The sequence below is a fragment of the Nocardiopsis sp. iso_186 genome (assembly GCF_056173365.1).
The window spans coordinates 2,064,502-2,084,559 of record NZ_CM149670.1 but is presented as its reverse complement, the minus strand read 5'-3'; the positions used below and the strand labels follow the sequence as shown (position 1 = coordinate 2,084,559).

Here is a 20,058-nt window from a genome sequence, read left to right as displayed (position 1 = left end):
ACCAGACCATATAAGCAGGCGGGCCGGGGAAACACCCCTGTCCCGGGACGTCCCCGCCCCGGTCAGGAATCCGCGGGGACGGCGGTCTCGGTGCCCTGCTCCTGGACGGTGACCTCTCCCGACGAGGCATCCGCTCCCGACTCCGGGGTGAGCACCCCGAAGCTGACGAGGGTCAGGATGAGCACGCCGAGCACGATGCGGTAGTAGACGAAGGGCATGAAGCTGTTGGTGGAGATGAACCGCATGAACCAGGCGATGACCGCGTAGCCCACCACGAAGGCGACCACGGTGCCCACGATGGTGGCACCGACTCCGGCGTATTCGTCACCGCCGATGTCCTTGAGCTTGTAGACCCCCGAGGCGAAGACTGCGGGCATCGCGAGCAGGAAGGCGTACCGGGCCGCGGCCTCGCGCTTGAAGCCCAGCAGCATCCCGCCGGTGACGGTGGCTCCGGAACGGGAGACGCCCGGGACCAGGGCGAGCATCTGGAAGAGGCCGAAGACGACGCCGCGCTGGGCGGTGAGGTCGGTGAGCTCGCGGTGCTTGCGGGAGTAACGGTCCACGATGCCCAGCAGCACGCCGAAGACGATGAGGGTCAGGGCGATGAGGCGCAGGTCGCGGAAGGGTTCGGCGATCTGCTCCTCGAACAGCAGCCCGGCGATGGCGATGGGCAGGCTGCCCAGGATGACGTACCAGCCCATACGGGCATTGATGTCGCGCCGGAGTTCCTTGACGACCAGGGAACGGCACCAGGTGCTGATGATGTTCCAGACGTCTTTGCGGAAATAGATCAACACCGCGAGTTCGGTACCGATCTGGCTGACCGCGGTGAACGCCGCACCCGGGTCGGGCCATCCGGAGAAGGCCGCGACGATGCGCAGGTGGCCGCTGGAGGAGATCGGCAGGAACTCGGTCAGTCCCTGGACAAGCCCAAGGACGATGGCCTCGATGATGGACACGGCTGGTTCGGCTCCTGGAGATATGGACACTGCCACGCGGGTGCCGCGGGAGGAGTGGGTGGGAAGACCCCGGCAGCTTACTCCGTCCGCCCCTCGGCGCCCCGACCCGCGAATTCGGGCGCGGACGGACGGTGAACGAGTGGTGAAGCGCGCCGGTCGCCCGAACGGCGGCGCGGGGGCCGCATGGGGGTCGTACCGCACGTCGAGCTGTGCCGACGCACGCGAAGCGGTACTCTCCGCGCCATGGAACAGCGACAGGTGGGCGGGTCTGGCCTGTGGGTCTCCCGGGTCGCCCTGGGGACGATGACCTGGGGCAAAGACACCGAGGAGGAAGAGGCGGGCGATCAGCTCGCCGCGTTCGTGGACGCGGGCGGCACGTTGATCGACACGGCCGACATCTACACCGGCGGCCACAGCGAACGCATTGTGGGCCGTCTGCTCCGCACGGTAGTGCGTCGCGACGATGTGATAATCGCCACTAAGGTGGGGCACACTCCGGACCGCCAACGCCCGTGTGATACCTCCCGGCGCCACCTCATGGCCTCCTTGGAGGCTTCACTGCGCCGGATGCAGGTCGAGCACGTGGACCTGTGGCAGTTGCACGTGCACGACCCAGACACCCCGGTCGAGGAGACGTTGTCGGCGGTGGACGCGGCCGTCGCCTCGGGCAAGGTCCGCTACGTCGGGGTGGGCGACGTGGCCGCATGGCAGCTGGCCAAGTACGCCACGTGGCAGGCGGCCGGCCGCGACCAGGGGCGTTCCCCCATCATCTCGGTCGGCACGGAGTACTCGCTGCTCAACCGCCGCTGCGAGAGCCGGCTGTTGGACGCGGCCACCGACTCCAGGGTCGGGATGATCGCCTGGGGCCCGCTGGGGCGCGGTGTGCTGACCGCCAAATACCGCAACGGGGTGCCCAGCGACTCCCGCGGAGCGTTGCCGCACATGGCGCCCTACGTCGAGCCTTACCTGGACGAGCACAGCAGACGCGTCGTGGAGTCGGTGTGCACCGCTGCCGACGGCCTGGGTGTCTCTCCGCTGGCGGTCGCGCTCAGTTGGGTCCGCGACCAGCCGCACGTGGCCACCGCGACCGTGGGCCCGCGCACCGCGACCCAACTGGGCGAGATCTTGGCGGCCGAGACGGTGACACTGCCCCGAGAGATTCGTGAGGCCCTGACCGACGCATCGGCCGCGACCGCCCACTGACCCGCGACCGGACCCGATCGTCCACAGTTCACGCGGTGGTCCGGCGCAAGCGCGCGAACAGTGGCACCCTTGGACGTACACCGCGGCATCGGCGGGGCAACGGCACCCACCAGGTTCGACGCATGCTCGTGACCCGCGAACGCGCCCCCGGAGACGTTTCGCGCGGTCCGGTGGGCGGTTCTCGATAGGCTCGCCCATCGGGGTTCGCCCCGCAGCCCATGCCCGACGCCAGCACACCAGTGAGGTCTGTTCCCGTGGTCAACCCGTCATCGCCGCCCCCGCCCGCCGCAGCGGACGACGCCGCCGAAGGCACCCGGCAGGTGCTGGCACGGATGGGCGCCCCCGCGGAACTGGCGCCGCGCCTGGTGGCCGTGCTCGGACCCACTGCGGCCCACGAGCTCACCGCCGACCCCTGGCGCCTGCTGGAGCTGCCCGCGGTCACCGTGCGGCAGGCGGACTTCTGCGCGCGGACGCTGCTGGGTGACGCCGCACACCCCGACGACCCCCGGCGCGGCCGCGCACTGGTGGCCCATCTGCTGCGTCGCGCAGCGCGCAGCGGGCACACCGCCCTGGCCGAGGCCCGGGTGGCCGGCGCCCTGCGCGACCAGCAGGTGCGCTCGGTCAACGCGGCCATGAGCGCAGCGACCGACGGGCCGCACGTGCAGCTCGTCGAAGTGTTCCCCGACTCCGCCGACGACGACGAGTTCGGCGAGGATTCCCCCGAGATGCCCGATGCCGAACGCTTTCTGGCGTTGGACGGACTGGGCCTGGCCGAACAGCAGCTGGGCGAGGGCCTGCTGCGGCTCATCAGTGCAGAACCGATCATGGACTCGGCAACGGCCGTGGAGACCGTGCAGGCCGCGGCTGCCTCGCTCGACCGGGAGCTGCTGCCCGAGACGGCCGCGGCAATGGTCACCGTCGCGTTGCGGGGCGTGAGCGTGCTCGTGCACGGGGCGGGCTCGCACGCGACCATCGCCGACGCCGTGCGCTACGCCTCGGCGATCGCGGAGGAGAGCCAGGTCGGCCTGGCGGTGGCAGCGCCGACCGCATCCGGTGCCGCCGCGTTGAACCTCAGGCTGGCGGACTCCGCGGTACGGGCGGGCACGGTGGCCGGACTCCTGGACGCGGGTGGTCCCGGAGAAGCGGGGCTCGTGGTCCTCACCGACGCCACCGCCCTGGACACCGAGACGGCCGCGGCGCTGGTGGCGGCCTGCGGCGACGATACCCACCTGGTGCTGGTGGCCGACCCCGGGCTGCTCCCCTCGGTGGGGCCCGGACAGTTGGTTGACGACCTGATCACCTCACGGGTGGCGGCCGTGGCCGTGCTGCCGGGCGACCCGGCTCCGGGCCCGCAGGTGCTCCTGGCCGCGGAGGTCGCCGACGGCCGGTTCGACCCCACTGACGTCCACGCTCCCGATCGCGAGGTCGTGGTCGTCCCGGCGGCCTCCGCGGGTGAGGCCGCGCACCGCGCGGTCCAGCTGATCACCGATGCCGTTCCGCGTGCGTTCGGGATCGCCGCCGAGCACGTCCAGATCATCACGGCCGAGCGCACCGGGGAGGCCGGCTCGGACGCCGTCAACGCCGCGTGCAAGGCGCACTTCAATCCCGGCCCCGGCGCGGTGGCCGGTCTGGACCCCGGCGACCGGGTCCTGCTCGCCGGAAGCGGGCCCGGGTACCTCCCCGGTGACGCAGGCGTGCTGGGTGCGGTGGGCGAGAAAGGCGCCGCGGTGGAACTGGTCAACGGACGTACCGTCACCGTCTCGGTGCCGGCCCACTTGCGGCCGGGCTGGGCGATCACCGTCCCCGCCGCGCAGGGCGGGACCTGGCCCGCAGCGATCCTGGTCTACGGTCCCGACGCCCCTGTGTCGCGTGCGCAGTTCTACACCGCGCTCACCAGGGGGGAGAGCCACGTCTGTGTGGTGACCGCCAACGCTCCCGCGCTGTCGGGGGCGGTGCGCGACGCGACCGCCCCCGAACGACACACCCGGCTGGTGCAGATCCTGCGCGAGAGCTGAGCCTCCGGGAAACGTGCGTCACACACGGTCTAGGAAACCGCCGTCCACGACCAGGTTGGTCCCGGTGATGTACTCGGCCGCCGGCGAGCCCAGGAACACCACGGCACGGGCGACGTCCTCGGCCGTGCCGAGGCGACCGCTGGGGATACGGGAGCGGATGCCGGCATAGAAGTCGGGGTCGGTCTCCCGACGCCGGGCCCAGCCGCCTCCCTCGAACTCGGTGGGCCCCGGGGAGACGGTGTTGACGCGCACCCCTCGGGCAGGGAGCGTGCGGGCCAGACCGGCCGCGTAGTGGTTGAGTGCTGCCTTGAGCGGGCCGTACGCCTTCGGTCCGGACGGAGCGGAGGTGTGCAGCGCCGAGGTGCTGGAGATCAGTACCACCGAGCCGCCCCGGGCGGAGGCCGCCAGGTGCTCCTCGGCCTCGTCCACGAGGTGGACGAAGGGCATGAGGTCGGTACTGAAATTCCGTTGCCACTGGTCGGGAGACGCACTGCTGCCGGCGGAGACGTTGGATACCACGATGTCGATTCCACCCAGTTCATGGGCCGCGCGGGCGACGAAGGCGCGCAGGGCCGCCTCGTCGGTGACGTCCAGCGCCTGATCCACGACCGTGGCACCCGTGCCGCGCAGTTGCCCGGCCGCCTCGGTGAGCGGCTCCGGGGAGCGCGCACAGATCGCGAGGTCGGCGCCTTCGTCGGCGAAGGCCTGGGCGATGGCACGGCCGATGCCGCGACTGGCGCCGGTGACCACGACCCTTGCTCCGTCGAGTCCCAAGTCCATTGTCGTCTCCCTCTGTCGGTGACCGTGGGTCAGGCAAAGGCCGCGGGTACCCGAGTGGTGGCGGGTACCCGCGGCCGGGTGGTGCTGGACACTACGCGCCGGTGGAGTGGAACCCTCCGTTGACGTGCACGATCTCGCCGGTGGTGGCCGGGAACCAGTCCGAGAGCAGCGCGACGACGGCGCGGGCGGCGGGCTCGGGGTCGGTGGTGTCCCAGCCCAGCGGGGCGCGCTCGGGCCACGCCGAGGCCAGCTGGTCGAAGCCGGGGATGCTGCGGGCGGCCATGGTGCTCAGCGGGCCCGCGGAGACCAGGTTGACCCGGATGTTCTGCTCGCCGAGGTAGCGGGCCAGGTAGCGCGCGGTGGAGGTGAGGCCGGACTTGGCCACGCCCATCCAGTCGTAGATCGGGTAGGAGACGCTGTTGTCGAAGTCCAGCGCCACCACCGAGCCACCGTCCTTCATCAGCGGCAGCACCGCGGTGGTGAGGGACTTCAGCGAGAAGGTCGAGGTGTGGATGGCCGTGGCGACGTCCTCCCACTTGGTGTTGAGGAAGTTGCCGCCCAACGCGTCCTGGGGGGTGAAGCCGATGGAGTGCACGACGCCGTCGAGGCCGTCCACGTGCTCGGCGATACGTCCGGCGAGGCTTTCCAGGTGGCCCTCGTCGGTCACGTCGAGTTCCAGCACGGGGGGCGTGTCGGGCAGCCGTTGGGCGATGCGGTTGACCAGGCTGAGCCGACCGTATCCGGTGAGCACGACCGTGGCGCCCTGCTCCTGGCAGAGCTTGGCCACGTGGAAGGCGATCGAGGAGTCGGTGAGCACCCCGGTGACCAGGATGCGCTTTCCTTCAAGAATTCCCATTGGCGGTTTTTGTCCTTGTTCGATAGTTGCCGTGCGGAATCAGGGTCGGCCGAAGCCGACGGGGGGCGCCTAGTGGCCCATGCCGAGGCCGCCGTCAACGGGGATGACCGCGCCGGTGATGTAGGCGGCGTCGTCACTGGCGAGGAAGCGCACGGCCTTGGCGATCTCGTCGGCGGAGCCGAAGCGGCCCAGGGGCACGTTCTTCTTGATGCCGACCTGGCGGTCTTCGGGAAGCGCGGCGGTCATGTCGGTCTCGATGAAACCGGGCGCCACGACGTTCACGGTGATGTTGCGCGAGCCGAGCTCGCGGGCGAGGGAACGCGCGAAACCGACGAGGCCGGCCTTGGAGGCGGAGTAGTTGGCCTGGCCGCCCGAGCCGAGCAGTCCCACCACGGAAGAGATCAAGATGATGCGGCCGGTGCGCTTGCGCATCATGCCGCGCACGGCACGCTTGGCGACGCGGAAGGAACCGGTGAGGTTGGTGTTGACCACCGAGGAGAAATCCTCCTCGCTCATCAGGGCGAGGAGCTGGTCCTTGGTGATGCCGGCGTTGGCGACCAGGACCTGCACTTGGCCTTGCTCCTCCTCCACCTGCTTGAAGGCGGCGTCAACCTGGGCGGTGTCGGTGATGTCGCACTGGACACCCAGGAGACCCTCGGGAGGCTCGCCCGAGCGGTAGGTCACCGCGACGTCGTCGCCGGCCTCTTTGAGCTCCCGGGCGATGGCCAGGCCGATCCCCCGGCTGCCGCCGGTGACCAGAACCGAGCGAGACATATGAACGGCACCTCCGAAGTCGCTGCAGAGCAGCGCAGACATTGCGTATCGTGTGAAGAACGGACAGCAGGCTATCCAGCTACCGATGGGTAGTCCCAACCGAGGCCCCGGGAACATCGGCGGATTCGGTTACACCGACACGGCATTTGCCCCGCGACACGGCCGCTGAGCACCGTCGGGGAACCCGGTACGGAGACTCAGATCACCGCTGGGACAAGCGTGTGGACCGGGCGATCACGCCCCTCGCCCGACGTCCGGCACGACCAGCCCGCCCGTCAGTGCGCGTCGAGACGGTCGATGCCCGCGGCGATCAGGGCGGGCACGGCGGTACCGACCCGCTCGAAGTCGGCTCCTACGGTCTGGCCGTGGATGAACCGGTAGTGGATGCCTTCCAGGATCACGGCGATCTTGAAGTAGGCGAAGCTCACATACCAGGCGAGGTCGTCAACATCGCACCCGGAGCGCTCGACGTAACGGGCGACGATCTCCCGACTCCCCGGGAATCCCGGGGCCCGACGCACACTGCTCACCCCGATGTCCTCGGGGAGTTCCGCGCTGCTGTAGGCCAGGACGAGGGCGAGATCGGTGAGCGGGTCGCCAAGAGTGGACATCTCCCAGTCCAGAACGGCCGTAATGCGGTCGGCGTCATCCACCAGGACGTTGTCCAGGCGGTAGTCCCCATGGACGATCGCCGCGGCGCGTTCCCGCGGAAGACCCGCGGCGAGCCGGGCGCGAAGCTCCTCGGCACCGGCGAGGTCGCGACTGTGCGAGGCGGCCAGTTGTCTGCTCCAGCGACGCAGTTGCCGCTCCAGGAAGCCGTCGGGACGCCCGAAGTCGGCGAGCCCCACGGAAACCGGGTTGACCGCATGCAGTTCGGCGAGGGTGTCCACGAGCCGCAGCAGAACAGCGTGAGTGCGCCGGGGGCCGATGGCCGCCAGTTGGGCGCCGTCGCGGTAGGGAGTGCCGGGGACGAGGTCCATCACGTAGAAACGCGCACCGATGACCGATTCGTCCGTGCACAGCAGCCGGGTGGCGGGGACCGGAACGGGGGTGGCGGCCAGGGCGGTGATGACGCGGTACTCGCGGGCCATGTCGTGTGCGGTGGGCAGGACGTGGCCCAACGGGGGCCGGCGCACCACCCAGTGGTGCACGCCGTCGGTGACGGCATACGTCAGGTTGGAGCGGCCTCCCGCGATGAGTCGCCCGGTCAACGTTTCGCCCACCAGGCCGGGGCGTGCCTTGTCCAGGTACCTTCTCAGCCGTTCGAGGTCGAGCCCGGGTGGGTTGGCTCCGCTCACAGTTCCCCTCCCCCATCACATACCGACCGACCGGTATCTACTACCGGGCGTAGCGCAATATACCCCAGAGGGTCACGACCGGGAGGACCGCGAGGAGAAGAGAAAAGCGTCGCGGGCCACAATTATCGAGCGATCGAGGAGGCGGCCGGACGCAGGCCGTCGAGGAGCAACCGCGCGTAGTATTCTCCCGCCGCCGCGGGCGTCCATTCCCCCCGCGGCTGGAACCAGGTGCGCAGCGAACGCACCGAACCGAAGAAGAAGTCGGCCACCACGTCCCCGGCAACCTGATCGGCGAAGACACCGCTGCGCTGACCCTGCTCGATCAACCCGTGGAAGAGTTCGCGCTCGCTCCGACCGGGAAAAACGGCCACCGGTCCGGCGACCGCCGCGACCACGACCTCGACGGCGGCGGCGCGCAGGCGCCCCTCGACTCCCGTCCCTGCGACAATGGAGTCAAAGCGGCTGACCACAACGGCCACGGCACTGCCCTTCTGCGGCTCGAACAACCTCGGCCCGAGACGGCCGGACACGGCCACCGCGGTGCACACGGAACCACCTTAGGACGCGCCGGTCACCATCACCCACTCCAGGCGTTATTTATACGTGACCTTCATGTGTCGCCACTGTTACGAAGACATCGGTTCCGATCCGACTCACACCCAGCCGGCATCGTGGGCCGAGATCGCGGCCTGCACCCGGTTGCTCATGTCCAGTTTGGCCAGGATTCGGCTCACATGGGCCTTCACCGTCGCCTCGCGCATACCGAGTTCCCGCCCCGCCTCGGCATTGGACATGCCCCGGGCGACAGCCACCAGGACGGCGCGCTCGCGTTCGCTCAGCACGTCCAGCCGCCGAGCAGCCTGGTCCGCACCTGCCGCAGGAGCCTGGGCCGCGAAACGCTCCAGCATCCGCTTGGTGACACTGGGGGCCAGCATCGCATTGCCCTCGTCGATGGTGCGCACCGCTGTGATCAGGTCCCGGGGCGGAGTGTCCTTGAGGAGGAAACCCATCGCCCCGGCGCGCAGCGCCGCGTGCACGTACTCGTCCAGGTCGAAAGTGGTCAACAGGATGACTTTGGGCGATCCGGGCAACTCGGCGAGTCGGGCCGCAGCGGTCAGCCCGTCCATCCCCGGCATCCGGATGTCCAGCAGAATGACGTCGGGAGCGAGCCGGGCCGCCAGTTCCAGCGCTTCGGCTCCGTCCGCCCCCTCGCCGACGACTTCGAGATCGGGGGCGGAGTCCAGGATCATCCGCAGTCCTGAACGCACCAACTGTTCGTCATCGACCAAAACGATCGAAATCACGCGGCCCCCGTCATGGTTGCTCTCCGGTTGACGGGCCCTCGGCCCGCGCTGCCTCCACCAACGGCAGGACGGCGCGCACCTGCCACGCACCGTCGGGGTGGGGCCCCGCGGCGAGCGTACCGCCGGCCAGGGTGACGCGCTCGCGCAACCCCGCCAGGCCGTACCCACTGCTGGGCGGGCTCTCCTTTGCGCCCGTTGACGGCGGGTCGTTGACCACCACCACCTCCAGGTCGCAGGAACCGTAGTCCAGCCGCAGGCTCGCCGGGCTGTTGGGGGCATGCTTGGCAACGTTGGTCAACGCTTCCTGGACCACCCGGTAAGCGGTGCGCTCCAGCTGGGCCGCCAAAGGGCGCGGGGTTCCGGTGGTCCGCCACCGCACCTCCACACCGGCAGCACGCGAATCGTTGATCAGTTTGGCGAGGTCGCTGAGCATCGGCTGGGGAGCAGTGGGGGCGCCTGCCGTCTGGTCGTCCCGCAACACCCCAAGGATCTCCCGCAGTTCGGCCAGCGCCTCCCGTCCGGTGGTGCGGATCAGTCCGGCCGTCCGCACGGTCGCGTCGTCCCCGGCCGACACCTCCAGTCCGCCGGCGTGCAGGACCATCAGGCTGACCCGGTGGGCCACCACATCGTGCATCTCCCGGGCGATTCGGGTCCGCTCGGCTGCGATCGCGGTCTCGGCCTTGAGGTTCTGCTCGCGCTCCAGCCGCGCGGCACGGTCGCGGAGGTTGTCCACGAGTTGACGCCGGGTCCCCACCCACAGCCCCAGGACCAGCGGGAGGACAAGGGAGAAGCTGACGGTGAAGAGGGTGGTCCCGAAAGGCTGCTCCCAGTAGACGACGACCAGCGCCAGGAAGTAGGCGATTGCCCAGGACACCAGCCGGAACCGGTCAGCGGACCAGACCGCGTAGCTGTAGATAGCGATGGACAGCGGGACGAAATTGCCGAAGAGCAGCAGCAGCGCCAGGCTCAGTGCCAGCAGCCAGATGGGCCGCGAGCGGCGCAGCATGATCGTGACGGCGACCGCGGTCGGCAGGACCAGCAGGAGGATCAGCGCATACGTGACGACCAGCAGACGGGGCAGGACACTGCCCGAATCGCCGGCGAAAAGGCTGAAGGTCAGTATGCCGTTGCCGAGGGTGGAACCGAATCCGCCGGCCATCCCCAGCATCACGAAGGGGAAGAAGCCGATCGCCCAGCAGACGTCGGCCACCCTGTAGCGGTGCGTCCGGCCCCACTTCCAGGGCGCGGCCGTCCGTTGCATCCATCGCCACACCATGAGCGGGATTCTACGAGCGGATGAGCAGCCAAAGAATCCCTGTTCAAAGGCGTGGCGCGCGGGTGACGAAAGTCGATGGCCCGTATCCGGGCAGGTAGCGGCGCAATCGGCCGACGCTCTGCTTCCCGATGGTGTTGCAGGGCACCGACGAAAGTCGGGAACGGTTTCGGGCGAAAGGACGACCCTGGGCCTTCCCTCCCCCTTCGACCGTGGCCGCGATCAGCAGTTCGGGCGAGGTCGAAGGGGCGGGCCGGCCCAGCGTGGAATTCGTCGGCCGGGCGGCCTGCACAGTCACGTCTGCGCCCGACCGGCTGATGCCTCCACCCATGCCCAGGAGAACCACCGTGAGCCGGACGGCGGCGTCCCCCGTCCCATCCGCCGCGCCCGCGGTGACGGCGCGCGGGCCGACCAAGGTGTACGGGGCGAGAACCCCTGCGGTGCGGGGATCGGGCGGGGTGGACGTGGAGTTCGCCCGGGGCGCGTTCACGGCCGTCGTGGGCCCTCGGAGTCGGGCGGTCCCCCCTGATGCAGTGCTTGGCGGGCCGACACCGCCACGTCCAAAAGCATGCGCCTGGGCCGCACCGGCATCACCACCCTCGACGACAGACGGCTCACCCGGCCGCGCCGCGAGCGCATCGGATTCATCTTCCAGTCCTTCAACCTGCTCCCCATGCCGACCGCGCACCACACCATCGTGCTGCCCGCCCGGATCGCCAAACGCACCGTGGACGCCCGATGCCTGGCCCACGTGATCGGGGCGGTGGGGGTGGCCGACCGCCTGGACCACCCGACCTCCGAACTTTCCGGGGGTCGGCCACAGCGCGTGGCCCGTGGCCCGCGCCCTGCTGGACGCGCCCGAGGCGGTCTATTCCGACGCCCACCGGCAACCTGGACGCGCGCTCGGGAGCAGAGATCCTGATCGCGGTGTTCGGCGTCGCCACCACCATGGCGCTGCCGGTGATCGAACGTCGCCGGGAATCGGCTCTGGTGCGCGCCCTGGGGCTGTCCAAAGGACAGGTGGGCGCGATGCTTGAGCATCGAGGCGGTACTGGTGTCGCTGGTGGGCGCCGTGCTGGGCATCCTGTTCGGCTGGGCTGCGGGAAACATGTTCATGGACCGGGCCCTGCCGGTGGGGCAGATCTGCGCCTTCATCGCGATCGCGGTGCCGACAGGACTGATCGCCTCGATCGCGCCGGGCCGTGCGGACCTCGATCACGGGGGCGCTGACGAGCGACCAGCATCGGCCGATTGCGCGAAACGGGCGTTTTCCAGGAGTTTCTCGTCGAGCGCCCGCTTTGCGTTTCCTATTTCCCTCCGGAGCTGCTTCCGGGTTACATTCCTGGGTATCGCCGCCGGAAGGCCCGCTGCGCCGGACCATTCCAATCGCTAATTCCGATCGATAGAGTAGGTTTATGGTCCGCGATCTGATGGAGCCCGATCCGCGGCCGGTCATCGCCTGCGTGGGTGGCGGGGCAAGTTCCGCCCTCACCGCGATCGCGCTGCTGCGCGCCACCACGTGGCTGCGACTGCGCTACCGGCTCGTGCTGTTCGACGAGCACGGCCGGCACGCGCGCGGGGTCGCCTACTCCACCCACGACGACGGCCACCTGCTCAACTCGCCGCTGAAATCCATGTCCGCGCTCCCCGACCAACCCGGCCATCTCGCCGAATGGTCGCACGAGCACGCTCTCGGACACGGACCGGACTCCTTTCTCCCCCGTCGCGTCTACGGCGACTACCTGGCCCAGACGCTGGCCCGGACGGCGGCCTGGGCGCAACCGCACGCCTCCCTGGAGTTGCGCACCGCCCGGGTGGAGTCGGCCCGTCCGGGCGACGACGGTGTCACCCTGCGTCTGGGCAGCGGCGAGGAGCTGCGCGCCTCCGGCGTCGTGGTTGCCACCGGCAACGCCGCCGGGATGCACACCCCCGGCTGCCCGGAATTGCCGGGAGTCGTCTCCGACCCGTGGCACCCGGACTCCGGGATCACAGCCCTTGAGCGCGCCGACCGGGTTCTGGCGGTGGGAACCGGCCTCACCATGGTCGATGTCGCCCTGAGCCTGACCCGCAGCCGCCCGGACACGGTGGTGCACGCGGTCTCGCGGCACGGACTGCTGCCGCAGGAGCACCGGCTTCCCCTGGTCACCCCGCCGGGACTGGTCAACCTGCACGGCATGGCGGGCAACCCTCCGTCGTTGCGCGACCTGACCCGGCGGGTCCGCGCGGCGGTACGGGACTATCCGGGGGACTGGCGCCACGTCGTGGACTCGCTGCGGCCGCACGTGCAGATGGTGTGGCAAGGGCTGTCCGCGAGCGAACAGCGCCGCTTCCTGGACCGCCTGGCCCGGCACTGGGAGGCCGCACGCCACCGGATGGCCCCCGAGGTCGCCGCCCGGCTTTCGGCGCTGCGCGCACAGGGCCGGCTCCGGATCCACAGCGGTGGGCTCCGCGAGGTCGGCCGGGCAGACGGCGCGTTGCGCGCCCGACTGGGCGATGGAACGGCCCTGGACGTGGACGCGGTGCTGAACTGCACCGGTGCCAACCCCGGAAGCGCGCCTTTCATCACCCGCATCCTCGGTGACGGCCTGGCGCGCCCCAACCACCTGGGCCTAGGGGTGGACACCTGCCCGCGCGGCGCCCTGGTGACCCCGTCCGGGCGGGTCAGCCGACGCCTGTTCGCTTTGGGGCCGGTACGCCGCGGCCAGCTCTACGAGACCACGGCGATTCCCGAGATCCGTGCCCAGGCCGAGCAGTTGGCCCAGCGAATCGCCGACACCGTGCTCCGCAATCGCGCGGTGGAACCGACCGTGGTGCCCTGAAACAGGCCCTGGCCCTGCGCCGGCACCGGACCGTGGGAGCCGGCGCAGGGGTGGATCAACCGGGGCGATGCGCCTCGCGCTCGTACTTGCGCAACCGGAAGGGGCGCAGCGCGGATTCGACCTGCACCGCGAGGTCCATCTTGCTGATGCCTTCGGCGCGGTCCTCGAAGTGAATGGGGATCTCCAGCATCTTCTGGCCTCGACGGTAGGCGCGAAAGTGCATCTCCACCTGGAAGCTGTACCCGCTGCTGTGGATGCTGCCCAGGTCGAGGGCTTCCAGGGCCTCACGGCGCCAGAGTTTGAAGCCCGCGGTGACGTCGCGGATGGGCATCGCCAGGATCGCCTTGACGTAGGTGTTGGCCCAGCCGCTGAGCAGGCGGCGGCGCACTCCCCACTCCCCCGACAGACTGCCACCGGGTACGTAACGGCTGCCGATGACCACACCGGCACCGGTGGAGAGCAGGGTGCCCAGCAACTGGGGCACATAGGCCGGGGGGTGGGAGAGGTCGGCGTCCATCTGGGCGACGAAGTCGGCCCCGTCGTCGAGGGCTCGGGTCATCCCGGCGATGTAGGCGCGCCCCAAGCCGTCCTTTGCGGTGCGATGCACCACCGTGATCCGGCCCGCGTGCTCGGCGGCAAGCTTGTCGGCGACCTCGCCGGTGCCATCGGGTGAGTTGTCGTCCACGATCACCAGGCCCAGGCCGGGCAGTTCGAGTGCCATCAGCTGGGCGACCAGCACGGGCAGGTTGTCCGCCTCGTTGTAGGTGGGGACGACGACGCTTAGCCGGGATCGGGACCACGGCTCGGGCAGGGTGACCGGGGTGGGCATGGGGGAGAAGGCCTCCATCATCGGAATCCGGGAGCGTAACCGGTGGCGGGTCGTGGTCGCTGGCTGCGTCTCACTCCAACCATTGTGGCCGGAACCGCCGCCCTCCGACGCCGACCGTCACGGCGACGGCATCGGGCCGTTACTCCCCGCGGTCGCTCTCCGGGACGGCGACGTGCACCGTGGTCCCCGTGTCCTCCAGGGTCATCAGGATCTCGGGGTCGGCGTGGTTGTCGGTGACCAGGTGCGCGATGGCCTCGGGAGCAACCGTCTGCACCATCGTGTCGGCTCCGACGGTGGTGTGGTCGGCGAGCACGATGACCTCCTCGGCGCAGGCGACCAGCGCGCGGTCCACACTCGCCACTGCGGCGTTGGACGTGCTCAGGCCCCGTTCCGCGGTCACCCCGTTGCCCGAGACGAATGCGCGGTGCACCCGCAGGCCGCCCAGGGAGTGTTCGGCCGCGCTGCCGACGAGCGCCATGAGCGAGCCGCGCAGCGTCCCCCCGGTCATCACGACCTCCACACCGGTGGCTTCGGCCAGGACCTGGGCGACGCGCAGCGAGTTGGTGACGACGGTGAGGCCCGCGCGGCCGGTGAGCTCGCGGGCCAGCGCCTCGGTGGCATCGCCGGGGCCGAGCACGATCGCGTCGTCGTCGACGACCAGCCGCGCCGCGGATCGGGCGATCGCCGGCCATTCGGACCGGGCGTGGTCGGCGGAGCGGGTATCGCCGGCACGTATTCGCCCTGGAAGGGCAGCCCCGCCCCGCCTGCGGTCGATGAGCCCTTGCGCCTCGAGCGTGCGCACGTCGCGGCGGACCGTCACCTCCGAGGCGCACACCCGATCGGCGAGGTCGCGCAGCGCCATCGTGCCGTTGGCCCGCACCAGCTCCAGGATCCGCTCCCGGCGCTCGGCGGCGAACACCGGTTTGCCCTCCCGAGCCATTTGACCCCATCTCGATCTGCCGCGGCGACGGTCGGACCGGGTGGTCCGACCGCTGATGCCGCGATCAGATCATAAGGGAGCAGGCGGTCAGTCGAAGCGAACGCCGTGTGCGGAGAACGCCTTGTCGATCGCCTCGTCGTCACCATGGTCGTCGGAGGAATCGTCGCCGTCCTCGGTTCCGTTGCCGAGGACCAGGGCCAGGATGAAGAGCGTCACCACAACGGCGAACGCGACCAGTGTGGCGATGCCGAACATCAGCAGCACGGACATGCCTTGGCTCCCTCGGGCCGGGGGTGAACCACCATGCACGGCATCCGGGATATGACCCAGCTCACCGAGTACGTCCCTGTGGGGATTCCCTGCCCACGCACTCGTTACACGCGCCCAGGGGCTCGCCTTGGTGATAGTGCTGTCACCCGATATCGGATGGTGGGCGGACGCACTGCCGCCCGGCACCGGCTCCGGTGCCGGGCGGTCGGAGAGGAGTCATGCGTTGACGGGGTGGACCGAACCCTCGCGGTCGGGGCGGAGCGCGACAGCAGCCAGTGCGATGAACACCGAGAGCACGGCCGGCACCGCCATGGCCACGGTCAGGTTGGTGACGTGGGCAAGGGCACCGATGGCCACGGGGCCGCTGAGCAGTCCCACATAGCCGATCGCGGCGACGAATCCGAGATTGCGGCCGGCGCGGGCGGGGTCGTAGTCGACGGCGGCGGTGAAGACCTGGGGAATGATGCAGGAGAGACCCGCCCCCATGATCGCGAAGCCCACGATGGAGGCGAGGGTCCAGGGCGCCACCAGGCTCAGGGTGAGCCCGCAGGCCCCCAGGAGCCCGCCCGCGCGCACGATGGCGACCGGGCCGAAGCGGGCGGTCAGGCGGTCTCCCACGAGACGGCCGGCGGCCATGAGGGCGGAGAACGCGGCGAAGCCTGCCGCGGCCAGCGCACCGGACGCGCCCCGCTGGTCGTGGAGGAATACCGTGGCCCAGTCCGTGGCCGATCCCTCGGCGAGCATGCAGCACAGGGCGACCAGACCGAAGAACACGACCTTGGGCGAGATCCGGGCGCGACCCCCTGGTTTCGGGCTGGTCGGGTCCTGGTCACCACGGACCGGGGCCGGGGCGGTGGAGTCCAGTCCGCCCAGCAGCCCACGACGCACGGCCACCGAAAGCACGACCAGGACCAGGGCGACGATCCAGAAGGTGAGAGCGGCGCTCATCCGGGCGTAGGCGGCCAGTCCGCCGAGGGCCGCGCCGGTGAAACCGCCGATGGAGAAGGCCGCATGAAAAGAGGCCATGATCGGACGACCGTAGAGGCGTTCGACCCGGGCGGCGTGCACGTTGATGGGGACGTCGATCATGCCGTGGCCGGCCCCGATCGCGAACAGTGCCACGAAGAGGAAGGGCAGGGAGTTGGCGTAGCCCGGCGCGACCAGCGCGAGACTGCCGATGACGGCCGCGGGCAGGATGGTGGCGGTGCTGCCGTGCCGGTCCACCAGGCGTCCGGCGACCTGCATCGCGGCCAGCGCACCGACGGCCAGCCCCAGCAGGGCGAGGCTCAACTGCCCGTCGTTGAGTCCTGCCTGCTCCTTGACAGCGGGGATGCGGGCAGCCCAGGTCGCGATGATCATTCCCGCAACGAAGAAGTAGGCCCAGACGGTACGGCGTGCTCGACGCAGAACAGGGGAAACAGCCGGAGCGGCCTTCGGTGGCACAGGACGGGGAATGCGCTGGTTCTCGGTCACGGTTCACCCTCACTCGGGTCGTGCTGGGGGCGTACTGGGCGGGCCCGACGTCGCCGGGATCGGCCGGCGGCGACGGGGCGAGGGGCGGCGCGGCCGGGTCGGCCCCGTCGCCCGAGCGGACCGGGAGCTCCGGACAGGAGCGCACCGGCGCCTGGAACCGGGCGCACGGACCGCCCGGGGGCACACGGTTGACGGATGGGAGGAAGGTGCGCTAGACGCACTGGACGACGACACCGGCGGCGCTGATCGCGGCCACGGCCTCGTCGGGGGCATCGGTATCGGTGACCAGGACGTCGATGTCGCCCACCGGGCAGACGTATCCCATGGCCACCTGGGCGAGTTTGGTGGAGTCGGCCGCCAGGACGACGCGCCGCGCCGACCGCATGGCTGCCCGTTTGATGGCGACATCGCCGAGGTCGTAGGCAGTGACCCCTTCCGCGACCGACAGGCCGCAGCATCCAAGGACGGCGGTGTCGAAGCGCACCGCGTTCAGCGACGCCTCTGCGAGAGGGCCGATCAGGGAGAGCTCGCCGACGCGCACTTCTCCCCCCGCCATGAGGAGGCGGGCAGTTCGACCATCACTGAGAACCTGAGCCACCTGCAACGACAAGGGCATCACGGTGATGTGTCGCTCGGCGAGTTCCCGAGCCACCTGGAGGGTGGTCGTCCCGCTGTCGAGCAGCACCGCCTGGCCGTCACCGATCAGCTCACCGACCGCCTCGGCGATCCGCCGTTTGGCATCGGGGGCTTGGCGCTCCCGGATCGCATAGGGCGGCTCCTGTCCACGGGGCAACAGGCTGACCGCACCGCCGCGCACCCGACGCAAAACGCCCTGCCCTGCGAGGTGGTCGAGGTCGCGTCGGACGGTCATCTCCGAGTGTCCGGTGGTCTCGGCGAGTTCCACAACGGTGACCTCGCCCTCCTCACGGAGCCGGGCGACGATGAGATCCATCCGTTCGACGCTGTCCATGTCGCAATTCAAACACAGAAGATGTTCATTAGATCGAGGTACGGACCTTAAATATGTGTGAACTATCAGCATTGTCGAGTGAACCGAAGCACATTGCCGCGCGACATCCCGAACCGGTCACAATGGTGGGGTGCTCTCCTCATCAGCCAGCAGCCCCGTCCCCTGCGCCGTCTGGTGGGCCGCCCCGGCCCTTGCCACGCCGGCCCTTCTCGACATTCTCGACACCGACGAACGGGCCCGGCACGGCCGCCTGCGCCAATCGAGCGACCGCGACCGTTACGCCGTGGCACACGCCCTCGCCCGGTTGCTGTGCGCGCAGGAGAGCGGGTGCGACCCGCGAGAGGTGACGTTCGCCCTGCACTGCGGGTACTGCACGCGCACCGACCCCCACGGCAAACCCCGCCCCACGGGTCCGTCCGAGGGGCTGGAAATCTCGATCACGCACTCGGGGGAACGCGTGGGGGTGGCGTTGTCCCGGGGAGTGCCCGTGGGACTGGACGTGGAAGCGATCAAGCCCACGCGCGACCTCGACGGCCTGGCCGACTACGCACTGACCGCCGCCGAGCGGGCAACCCTGGACGCCCGGCCCGAGGCCGAGCGGGCCGCGGGCTTCTTCTCCTACTGGTCGCGCAAGGAGGCACTGCTCAAAGCGACCGGGGCGGGACTCTCGGGCGGGTTGACCTCGGTTGCGGTCAACGGTCCGCACGAGGACGCGGCCGTGCTGCACTGGGATCCGCCCAATGCTCCCGCAGCCGTGTGCCTCACCGATCTGGACGCCGGAGCCGGCTACCGGGCGGCCTTGGCCGCCCTGGCCCCGGGCCCCCTGGCCCTCACCGTTCACGACGGCGCCGCCCTGCTCGCCTCCCACTGATCCCCCGCCCCGACCTGCCCGAGGACGGACAACCGGACGGGCAGCAGGGGCGCGCGGGGACGCTAGGCGGCCACGGCCAGCGCCACCCCGAAGGCGGTCAGCGCCATTCCACTGGTCAGCTCGATGCCCTGGCGAACCCTTCGCCGGCGCAGCAGCTCGGAGAGGTGGGAGATGGCGAACACGTAGACCGCCCACCACATCAACGCGATGGCGATGACGATCGCCCCCAGGAGCATGATCTGCGGTGCGGCGGCCGCGTCAGGAGCAACGAACTGGGGAAGGAAGGTCAGGAAGAACGCCAGCGGCTTTGGGTTGAGCAGGTTGTTGAGCAGCCCCTGCGTAAAGGGCGAACCTCCTCGGCCGGACTCGGCCCCCGGCGCCAGCTCCGCGAGGTCCCCGCGCCGCCAGCCGCGCCACAGTCGCAGGAGGACGGCCGCGCCGAGGTAGACGAGGTAGGCCGCACCGGCGAAACGCAGCACGACCAGGGCGACCGGACTGGCCGCGATCATCACGGTGAGCCCTGCGGCGGCAAGCAACGTGTAGGCGGCGATCCCCGTCGTGGACCCCAGCCCGGTCGCCATTCCGGAACCGCGCCCATGCGCCAACGTGTTCCGCGTGACCAGCACGAAGTCCGGCCCGGGCAGGACGACGATGACGGCCGAGGCGAGCACGAACACGAGAAGGTGTTCGGGCATGGGCATAGCGGTACTCCTCAGGTGATGATCGGGGTGCGGAGACGGGACTCCGAGAGCTGCGAACGACACACGGTCGGGGCGGCGAAAATCCGCCCAGTTCACGGCCACAATGCTTCAATTATGAAGATACTTCCGCAAGAATCGCAAATTGCCGTGCTAAGTTCGGCAAATGACTGAGAATGTTCGCTTGGATTCGGCCGACCTGGAGATTCTGCGGATCTTGCAGAACGACGCACGGATCACCAACCGCGATCTCGCGGCCTCCGTGGGCCTTGCCCCCTCGACCTGCCTCGATCGCGTGGCACGACTGCGCGAATCGGGCGTGATCACCGGCAACCGGCTCCGGGTGAACCCCAGCGCACTGGGCCGCCCCATCCAGGCGTTCCTGTCGCTGCGGGTCCACCACAGCCACACGATGCTGCGCTCCACCGCCGAGCACATCCGCGCGCTGCCCGAGACCCGGGCCCTCTACCACCTGGCCGGGGTCAACGACTTCCTGGTGCTGGTCGCCGCCGCCGATGTGGCCGACCTGCAACGGCTGGTCGTGGACGAATTCACCACCCGCCCGGAGGTCACCCAGGTGCAGACGATGCTGGTCTTCGAGGAGTGGGAGGGCGGTCCCCTTCTCCCCCCGCAGGAGCACCGCGAAGCCGATTGAGGGTGGCGAGCCGGACCGGGAAAGATCACAGCAGCCGACGACAGAACCTTTCCGGCATTTCCTGCCACACC

General features: G+C 69.9%; 19 protein-coding genes and 2 pseudogenes. 7 read left to right on the top strand and 14 right to left on the bottom strand.

Annotation, left to right across the window (positions count from 1 at the left end; all coding sequences use genetic code 11):
• Window positions 1–62: 62 nt before the first annotated feature.
• The gene (locus AC0VYP_RS09305; protein WP_285760352.1) at window positions 63–959 is read right to left on the bottom strand and encodes an undecaprenyl-diphosphate phosphatase; all 897 of its coding nucleotides are present in this window, start codon (window positions 957–959) and stop codon (window positions 63–65) included.
• A gap of 243 nt (window positions 960–1,202) precedes the next feature.
• Between AC0VYP_RS09305 and AC0VYP_RS09300 the strand changes: the two genes are divergently transcribed.
• Together AC0VYP_RS09300 and AC0VYP_RS09295 are read left to right on the top strand one after the other, a co-directional pair.
• Complete coding sequence (locus tag AC0VYP_RS09300) at window positions 1,203–2,162, top strand: aldo/keto reductase (protein WP_285760353.1); 960 nt, start codon at window positions 1,203–1,205, stop codon at window positions 2,160–2,162.
• A gap of 254 nt (window positions 2,163–2,416) precedes the next feature.
• Window positions 2,417–4,177 (top strand): helix-hairpin-helix domain-containing protein, encoded by a 1,761-nt coding sequence (locus AC0VYP_RS09295; RefSeq protein WP_475473503.1) that lies wholly within the window; start codon window positions 2,417–2,419, stop codon window positions 4,175–4,177.
• An 18-nt stretch (window positions 4,178–4,195) separates the two neighbouring features.
• Here the strand turns inward: AC0VYP_RS09295 and AC0VYP_RS09290 are convergent, their stop codons facing one another.
• The 7 genes from AC0VYP_RS09290 to AC0VYP_RS09260 form a co-directional block, all read right to left on the bottom strand.
• Window positions 4,196–4,957, bottom strand: a complete 762-nt coding sequence (locus AC0VYP_RS09290; protein ID WP_475473501.1) for an SDR family NAD(P)-dependent oxidoreductase — start codon at window positions 4,955–4,957, stop codon at window positions 4,196–4,198.
• Between the two features lie 91 nt (window positions 4,958–5,048).
• Complete coding sequence (fabI, locus tag AC0VYP_RS09285) at window positions 5,049–5,813, bottom strand: enoyl-ACP reductase FabI (RefSeq protein ID WP_475473500.1); 765 nt, start codon at window positions 5,811–5,813, stop codon at window positions 5,049–5,051.
• A 69-nt stretch (window positions 5,814–5,882) separates the two neighbouring features.
• Window positions 5,883–6,587 carry a 3-oxoacyl-[acyl-carrier-protein] reductase gene (fabG, locus tag AC0VYP_RS09280; RefSeq protein ID WP_475473498.1) on the bottom strand — a complete coding sequence of 235 codons (705 nt, stop codon included), beginning with the start codon at window positions 6,585–6,587 and terminating at the stop codon, window positions 5,883–5,885.
• Between the two features lie 275 nt (window positions 6,588–6,862).
• Window positions 6,863–7,885 carry a phosphotransferase family protein gene (locus AC0VYP_RS09275; protein ID WP_475473496.1) on the bottom strand — a complete coding sequence of 341 codons (1,023 nt, stop codon included), beginning with the start codon at window positions 7,883–7,885 and terminating at the stop codon, window positions 6,863–6,865.
• Window positions 7,886–8,007: 122 nt separating this feature from the next.
• Complete coding sequence (locus AC0VYP_RS09270; protein ID WP_285760359.1) at window positions 8,008–8,433, bottom strand: TetR-type transcription factor C-terminal domain-containing protein; 426 nt, start codon at window positions 8,431–8,433, stop codon at window positions 8,008–8,010.
• Window positions 8,434–8,538: 105 nt separating this feature from the next.
• A complete protein-coding gene (locus AC0VYP_RS09265; protein WP_285760360.1) occupies window positions 8,539–9,189 on the bottom strand; it encodes a response regulator in 651 nt (216 codons plus the stop codon).
• A gap of 10 nt (window positions 9,190–9,199) precedes the next feature.
• On the bottom strand, window positions 9,200–10,450 hold the full coding sequence (locus AC0VYP_RS09260) for a sensor histidine kinase (protein WP_475473494.1): 1,251 nt from the start codon (window positions 10,448–10,450) through the stop codon (window positions 9,200–9,202).
• A 341-nt stretch (window positions 10,451–10,791) separates the two neighbouring features.
• Here AC0VYP_RS09260 and AC0VYP_RS09255 point away from each other — a divergent pair.
• The 3 genes and pseudogenes from AC0VYP_RS09255 to AC0VYP_RS09245 all read left to right on the top strand — a co-directional run.
• Window positions 10,792–11,383 (top strand): annotated as a pseudogene (locus AC0VYP_RS09255) (ATP-binding cassette domain-containing protein); the annotation flags it as partial.
• Window positions 11,360–11,700: pseudogene (locus AC0VYP_RS09250) on the top strand (FtsX-like permease family protein); the annotation flags it as partial. The pseudogenes AC0VYP_RS09255 and AC0VYP_RS09250, both read left to right, overlap by 24 nt.
• A 177-nt stretch (window positions 11,701–11,877) precedes the next feature.
• Window positions 11,878–13,281: an FAD/NAD(P)-binding protein gene (locus AC0VYP_RS09245; protein ID WP_475473493.1), complete on the top strand. Its 1,404-nt coding sequence runs from the start codon at window positions 11,878–11,880 to the stop codon at window positions 13,279–13,281.
• 55 nt (window positions 13,282–13,336) lie between these two features.
• Here the strand turns inward: AC0VYP_RS09245 and AC0VYP_RS09240 are convergent, their stop codons facing one another.
• The 5 genes from AC0VYP_RS09240 to AC0VYP_RS09220 all read right to left on the bottom strand — a co-directional run bounded on the left by AC0VYP_RS09240 (window position 13,337) and on the right by AC0VYP_RS09220 (window position 17,763).
• Window positions 13,337–14,110 carry a polyprenol monophosphomannose synthase gene (locus AC0VYP_RS09240; RefSeq protein ID WP_285760363.1) on the bottom strand — a complete coding sequence of 258 codons (774 nt, stop codon included), beginning with the start codon at window positions 14,108–14,110 and terminating at the stop codon, window positions 13,337–13,339.
• Window positions 14,111–14,249: 139 nt separating this feature from the next.
• Window positions 14,250–15,050 (bottom strand): DeoR/GlpR family DNA-binding transcription regulator, encoded by an 801-nt coding sequence (locus AC0VYP_RS09235; RefSeq protein WP_285760364.1) that lies wholly within the window; start codon window positions 15,048–15,050, stop codon window positions 14,250–14,252.
• Window positions 15,051–15,137: 87 nt separating this feature from the next.
• The gene (locus AC0VYP_RS09230) at window positions 15,138–15,320 is read right to left on the bottom strand and encodes a hypothetical protein (protein WP_285760365.1); all 183 of its coding nucleotides are present in this window, start codon (window positions 15,318–15,320) and stop codon (window positions 15,138–15,140) included.
• Window positions 15,321–15,536: 216 nt separating this feature from the next.
• Window positions 15,537–16,793 carry an MFS transporter gene (locus AC0VYP_RS09225; RefSeq protein ID WP_475473492.1) on the bottom strand — a complete coding sequence of 419 codons (1,257 nt, stop codon included), beginning with the start codon at window positions 16,791–16,793 and terminating at the stop codon, window positions 15,537–15,539.
• A gap of 211 nt (window positions 16,794–17,004) precedes the next feature.
• Window positions 17,005–17,763: a DeoR/GlpR family DNA-binding transcription regulator gene (locus tag AC0VYP_RS09220; protein ID WP_285760366.1), complete on the bottom strand. Its 759-nt coding sequence runs from the start codon at window positions 17,761–17,763 to the stop codon at window positions 17,005–17,007.
• A gap of 130 nt (window positions 17,764–17,893) precedes the next feature.
• Here AC0VYP_RS09220 and AC0VYP_RS09215 point away from each other — a divergent pair, with 130 nt between their 5' ends.
• Window positions 17,894–18,634 carry a 4'-phosphopantetheinyl transferase family protein gene (locus AC0VYP_RS09215; RefSeq protein ID WP_285760367.1) on the top strand — a complete coding sequence of 247 codons (741 nt, stop codon included), beginning with the start codon at window positions 17,894–17,896 and terminating at the stop codon, window positions 18,632–18,634.
• Between the two features lie 62 nt (window positions 18,635–18,696).
• Here the strand turns inward: AC0VYP_RS09215 and AC0VYP_RS09210 are convergent, their stop codons facing one another.
• Window positions 18,697–19,335, bottom strand: coding sequence for a LysE family translocator (locus tag AC0VYP_RS09210; RefSeq protein ID WP_475473491.1), 639 nt, complete (start codon window positions 19,333–19,335; stop codon window positions 18,697–18,699).
• A gap of 163 nt (window positions 19,336–19,498) precedes the next feature.
• On the opposite strand from AC0VYP_RS09210, the gene AC0VYP_RS09205 reads away from it, so the two are divergent.
• A complete protein-coding gene (locus tag AC0VYP_RS09205; RefSeq protein WP_475473489.1) occupies window positions 19,499–19,987 on the top strand; it encodes an Lrp/AsnC family transcriptional regulator in 489 nt (162 codons plus the stop codon).
• Window positions 19,988–20,058 lie beyond the last annotated feature (71 nt).

Excerpts from the sequence above, each read along its gene's own strand:
- fabI (WP_475473500.1), bottom strand. The coding sequence starts at position 5,813 with ATGGGAATTCTTGAAGGAAAGCGCATCCTGGTCACCGGGGTGCTCACC.
- AC0VYP_RS09240 (WP_285760363.1), bottom strand. The coding sequence starts at position 14,110 with ATGCCCACCCCGGTCACCCTGCCCGAGCCGTGGTCCCGATCCCGGCTA.
- AC0VYP_RS09205 (WP_475473489.1), top strand. The coding sequence starts at position 19,499 with ATGACTGAGAATGTTCGCTTGGATTCGGCCGACCTGGAGATTCTGCGG.
- fabG (WP_475473498.1), bottom strand. The coding sequence starts at position 6,587 with ATGTCTCGCTCGGTTCTGGTCACCGGCGGCAGCCGGGGGATCGGCCTG.
- AC0VYP_RS09220 (WP_285760366.1), bottom strand. The coding sequence starts at position 17,763 with ATGGACAGCGTCGAACGGATGGATCTCATCGTCGCCCGGCTCCGTGAG.
- AC0VYP_RS09245 (WP_475473493.1), top strand. The coding sequence starts at position 11,878 with ATGGTCCGCGATCTGATGGAGCCCGATCCGCGGCCGGTCATCGCCTGC.
- AC0VYP_RS09230 (WP_285760365.1), bottom strand. The coding sequence starts at position 15,320 with ATGTCCGTGCTGCTGATGTTCGGCATCGCCACACTGGTCGCGTTCGCC.
- AC0VYP_RS09260 (WP_475473494.1), bottom strand. The coding sequence starts at position 10,450 with ATGCAACGGACGGCCGCGCCCTGGAAGTGGGGCCGGACGCACCGCTAC.
- AC0VYP_RS09210 (WP_475473491.1), bottom strand. The coding sequence starts at position 19,335 with ATGCCCATGCCCGAACACCTTCTCGTGTTCGTGCTCGCCTCGGCCGTC.
- AC0VYP_RS09290 (WP_475473501.1), bottom strand. The coding sequence starts at position 4,957 with ATGGACTTGGGACTCGACGGAGCAAGGGTCGTGGTCACCGGCGCCAGT.
- AC0VYP_RS09300 (WP_285760353.1), top strand. The coding sequence starts at position 1,203 with ATGGAACAGCGACAGGTGGGCGGGTCTGGCCTGTGGGTCTCCCGGGTC.
- AC0VYP_RS09235 (WP_285760364.1), bottom strand. The coding sequence starts at position 15,050 with ATGGCTCGGGAGGGCAAACCGGTGTTCGCCGCCGAGCGCCGGGAGCGG.